Here is a 4547-nt window from a genome sequence, read left to right as displayed (position 1 = left end):
TCCAGGCCCTGCTGCCCAAGCTGGAGGCGAGCGGCGACGGCACGATCGTCGTCGTCTCCTCGACCGCGGGCTTCGCCACCTACGAGGGCGGTGCCGGCTACGTCGCCGCCAAGCACGCCGAACACGTCCTCGCCGAGACCCTCCGCCTGGAGATCGTCGGCCGCCCGGTCCGCGTCGTGGAGATCGCGCCGGGCCTGGTCAAGACCGACGAGTTCGCCCTGACCCGCTTCGCCGGCGACGCGGAGAAGGCGGCCAAGGTCTACCAGGGCGTCGCCGAGCCCCTGACCGCCGACGACGTCGCCGACACCATCACCTGGACGGTCACCCGCCCCGCCCACGTCAACATCGACCTCCTGATCGTCCGCCCCCGCGCCCAGGCGTCGAACACGAAGGTCCACCGGGAGGCGTAGGGGCGGACGCGTCAGCCCTTCACGCAGACGACCTGCTTCAGCTTCGCCACGACCTCCACGAGGTCGCGCTGCTGGTCGATGACCTGCTCGATGGGCTTGTAGGCGCCCGGGATCTCGTCCACCACACCGGAGTCCTTGCGGCACTCCACGCCCCGCGTCTGCTCCTCCAGGTCCTTGGTGGAGAAGCGCCGCTTGGCCGCGTTCCGGCTCATGCGCCGGCCCGCGCCGTGGGAGGCGGAGTTGAAGGACTTGTCGTTGCCGAGTCCCTTCACGACGTACGAACCCGTGCCCATGGAACCGGGGATGATCCCGTAGTCCCCGGACCCCGCGCGGATCGCGCCCTTGCGGGTGACCAGCAGGTCCATCCCGTCGTACCGCTCCTCCGCCACGTAGTTGTGGTGGCAGGAGATCTCCTGCTCGAAGAGCGGCTTCGCCTTCTTGAACTCCTTGCGGACCACGTCCTTCAGGAGCGCCATCATCAGGGTGCGGTTGTACTTCGCGTACTCCTGCGCCCAGAACAGGTCGTTGCGGTACGCCGCCATCTGCGGGGTGTCCGCGACGAACACCGCGAGGTCGCGGTCGACCAGGCCCTGGTTGTGCGGAAGCCTCTGAGCCACGCCGATGTGGTGCTCGGCCAGCTCCTTGCCGATGTTGCGGGAACCGGAGTGGAGCATGAGCCAGACAGAACCGGTCGTATCCGTGCAGACCTCGACGAAGTGGTTGCCAGATCCGAGCGTTCCCATCTGCTTCCCGGCCCGCTCGTGACGGAACTTGACCGCCTCCGCCACCCCGTCGAACCGCCCCCAGAAGTCGTCCCACCCGGCCGTCGCCAGCCCGTGGAAGCGTCCCGGGTCCACCGGGTCGTCGTGCATGCCCCGCCCCACCGGGATCGCCTGCTCGATCTTCGAGCGCAGCCGCGACAGGTCGCCCGGGAGGTCGTTCGCCGTCAGGGACGTCTTCACCGCCGACATCCCGCAGCCGATGTCCACCCCCACCGCCGCCGGGCACACCGCACCCCGCATCGCGATCACGGACCCGACCGTCGCGCCCTTGCCGTAGTGCACGTCCGGCATGACCGCCAGGCCCTTGATCCACGGCAGCGTCGCGACGTTGCGCAACTGCTGGAGCGCGCCCTCCTCGACCGTCGCCGGGTCGGCCCACATCCGGATCGGCACCTTCGCGCCCGGCATCTCCACGTACGACATAACAGCCTCATTCCCCCGGAAAACGACAAAAGTCTGAAAGCGCAGAACCGGCGCCAAGGGCAGCCAAAGCGACAGCTGACCGGCGTTCACGGCGGCGCGTGCGATACACATTGTCTCCAGCGGACGCCCCCGCGCGGCAAGCGATTAACCGGCGGGGACACTGGAGTACCGACCACAGCCACACCGGCGAGAGGAGCCGCACCGTGCAGCGGAAGGCCTACGTACCCGGCGTCGCCGCCCTTCTGGCGGCGCTGCTGGCCGGCTGCACCGGCGGCTCGGACGACGGCGTCACGGCGGACAACTCCAACCCGGGGCAGCCGGGTGTGGCCAGCGAGGCGGCCCAGCCCGGCAAGTACCGCACGCTCCCGGAGCCGTGCCGCGCGATCGGCCACAAGACGCTCGACACGCTGCTGCCCGGCGTCCGGGAGATCGCGGACGAGCTCCAGCGCGAGAAGGCGTACGCGGGCGAACCGACGCTCGCGTACGACACCGACCGCAAGGTCGGCTGCCGCTGGAAGGTCGAGTCGGCGGACGCCACCGACCATCTCTTCGTCGACTTCGAGCGGGTCGTGTCGTACGACAACTCCGTGAGCGACGACAGCCAGGCCGAGCAGCTGTTCGCCCGGCAGGTGGAGGCGGCCGACCTGCCCGAGCCGGTCGTGTCGGAGTCGGCGTCGGGATCGGAGTCGGCGTCCGCCTCCGACTCGCCCTCCGGGTCCCCGTCCGGCACCCCGTCACCCGGCGCGTCGTCGACCGGCCCGAGCGCCTCGCCCTCCGCGTCGGCCTCGGGGTCCGCGTCGCCCACCGGGCCCTCGTCGAGCCCGTCCGCGTCCGACGGCACCCCCACCGACCTCCAGCCGCGTCTCCTGGACGACCTGGGCGACGAGGCGTTCCTGGACGACGAGCTGAGCAGCTCCGGTTCGACGGCGAAACGGCGCACGGTGACTGTGGCGTTCCGCACGTCGAACGTGATGGTGACCATCGAGTACGCGGAGCAGCCGGCGACGGTCGGCGTCGAGCCCGACAGCAAGGAATTGCAGGACAGGGCGCGGAAACTCGCCTCCCAGCTGGCGGATTCGCTGGGCGGCTGAGGCCGTTTCCGGCTCCGTGCCGGACGTCCGCGAAGGGCGGGAAGCCGGACCGCGCGCGGTGCCGGGCGCGTACCGTGACCCCTCGGACCCGATCCGAACGCAGGAACCACGAGTGCCATGAGTGAAGGAACCATGCAGCGACGAGCCCAGCGTGACCAGCGTGTTCAGCGAGCGAAGGGACTTACCCGCGTCCTTGTCGGCGCGGCCGCCGTACCCGTGATGCTGGTGGCAGCCGGCTGCTCCTCGGACTCCGGTTCGGGCGACGGCAAGGACAAGGCGGCGGAGAGCACCGCGGCGTCGAAGTCCGCGAGCCCGTCCCCGACGGTGCAGGCGGCGGCGTACGGGAAGCTTCCGGAGCCGTGCGCGACGCTGTCGAAGAAGACGCTGGAGGAGCTGGTGCCCGAGGGCGGCTCCGGCAAGGAAGGCGCGTCGAACGACACGGCGACGCGCGGCAGTTGCTCCTGGGACAGCCTCGACGACAACGGTGTGAAGGGCTCGCAGTTCCGCTGGCTGAGCGTGTCGATGCTGCGCTTCGAGTCGGACGTGTCACGCGGCGCGGGCGACAAGCTGGCGCGCGACCACTACATGAAGCAGGTTCAGGACGCGCAGGCCGCCGAGGGCGCGCAGGGCGTGAAGACGACGCCGGTGAGCGGCACGGGCGACGAGGCCTCGGCGGTGAGCTACGACCTGAAGAAGAAGGAAGGCACCTTCAAGCAGCAGACGGTCGTGGCGCGCGTGGAGAACGTCGTCGTCACCGTCGACTACAACGGCGCGGGCCTGGCCGGCGACAAGACGCCGGACGCCGACGACCTGGCCAAGGCCGCGCAGAAGGCGGCGAAGGAGGCGGTGGCGTCGGTGACGGCCGCCAACGGCAGCGCGCCGGGCGCCTCTTCGAGCAGCCCGTCGTCGCCGTCCGCGTCCCCGTCGACGTCACCGTCGAAGTCGGCGTCGGCGTCGGCGTCGGCGTCGGCCAAGAGCTGACGGTCTCAGGGAAGCCGTTGAGGACCCACCGGCCACCCGGCACCCGCACACATGTGCCACCCTGTTGCGCGCAACGACAGGCACTGGGAGGGGAGTACGGGTGGCCGCGCCACTTCAGCTGACACGGACGCATCGCGTGCTGATCGGCATGGTCGTCTTCGGTGCCGTGATCATCGCCGGGATCGGCTTCGCCGGTTCGTACGCGGCGGTGCGTGAGCTGGCCCTCAAGAAGGGCTTCGGGAACTTCAGTTACGTCTTCCCCATCGGCATCGACGCGGGCATCTGCGTGCTGCTCGCCCTGGATCTGCTGCTCACCTGGATCCGCATCCCGTTCCCGCTGCTGCGTCAGACGGCGTGGCTGCTGACGGCGGCGACGATCGCGTTCAACGGCGCGGCGGCCTGGCCGGACCCGCTGGGCGTGGGCATGCACGCGGTGATCCCGATCCTGTTCGTGGTGTCCGTCGAGGCGGCGCGGCACGCGGTCGGCCGGATCGCCGACATCACGGCCGACAAGCACATGGAGGGCGTCCGCCTCACCCGCTGGCTGCTCTCCCCGCTGCCCACGTTCCTCCTGTGGCGGCGGATGAAGCTGTGGGAGCTGCGCTCCTACGAGCAGGTGATCAAGCTGGAGCAGGAGCGGCTGGTGTACCAGGCGCGGCTGCGTTCCCGCTTCGGCCGGGCCTGGCGCCGCAAGGCCCCGGTGGAGTCCCTGATGCCGCTCCGCCTGGCCCGCTACGGCGTCCCCCTGGCCCAGACGGCCCCGGCGGGCCTGGCGGCAGCAGGCATAGAACCGGCCCTCCTACCCCCGGCCCCGACCCCGGCCGCCCCAGCTGCGGGCAGCAGTGCCGCTGGGGCGGCAC

At 70.7% G+C, this 4547-nt stretch carries 5 protein-coding genes; 4 read left to right on the top strand and 1 reads right to left on the bottom strand.

The window, feature by feature from the left end; all coding sequences use genetic code 11:
• The coding region (locus GTW67_RS29730; RefSeq protein ID WP_161167848.1) for an SDR family NAD(P)-dependent oxidoreductase at positions 1 to 410 on the top strand (410 nt) is incomplete at its 5' end.
• 11 nt (positions 411 to 421) lie between these two features.
• On the opposite strand, the gene GTW67_RS29725 is transcribed toward GTW67_RS29730, so the two are convergent.
• Positions 422 to 1615: an RtcB family protein gene (locus GTW67_RS29725; protein ID WP_161167847.1), complete on the bottom strand. Its 1194-nt coding sequence runs from the start codon at positions 1613 to 1615 to the stop codon at positions 422 to 424.
• Between the two features lie 203 nt (positions 1616 to 1818).
• Between GTW67_RS29725 and GTW67_RS29720 the strand changes: the two genes are divergently transcribed.
• The 3 genes from GTW67_RS29720 to GTW67_RS29710 all read left to right on the top strand — a co-directional run.
• Positions 1819 to 2706, top strand: a complete 888-nt coding sequence (locus tag GTW67_RS29720; RefSeq protein WP_161167846.1) for a DUF3558 domain-containing protein — start codon at positions 1819 to 1821, stop codon at positions 2704 to 2706.
• Between the two features lie 117 nt (positions 2707 to 2823).
• The gene (locus GTW67_RS29715) at positions 2824 to 3687 is read left to right on the top strand and encodes a DUF3558 family protein (protein WP_237519088.1); all 864 of its coding nucleotides are present in this window, start codon (positions 2824 to 2826) and stop codon (positions 3685 to 3687) included.
• A gap of 100 nt (positions 3688 to 3787) precedes the next feature.
• Positions 3788 to 4547 (top strand): DUF2637 domain-containing protein (locus GTW67_RS29710; protein ID WP_161167845.1); only part of this gene is annotated, 760 nt, incomplete at its 3' end.

Source organism: Streptomyces sp. SID5910, from assembly GCF_009862125.1.
GTDB lineage: Bacteria > Actinomycetota > Actinomycetes > Streptomycetales > Streptomycetaceae > Streptomyces.
Note: the sequence above shows the minus strand (reverse complement) of the source record. Positions and strands in the feature narration are given on the sequence as shown.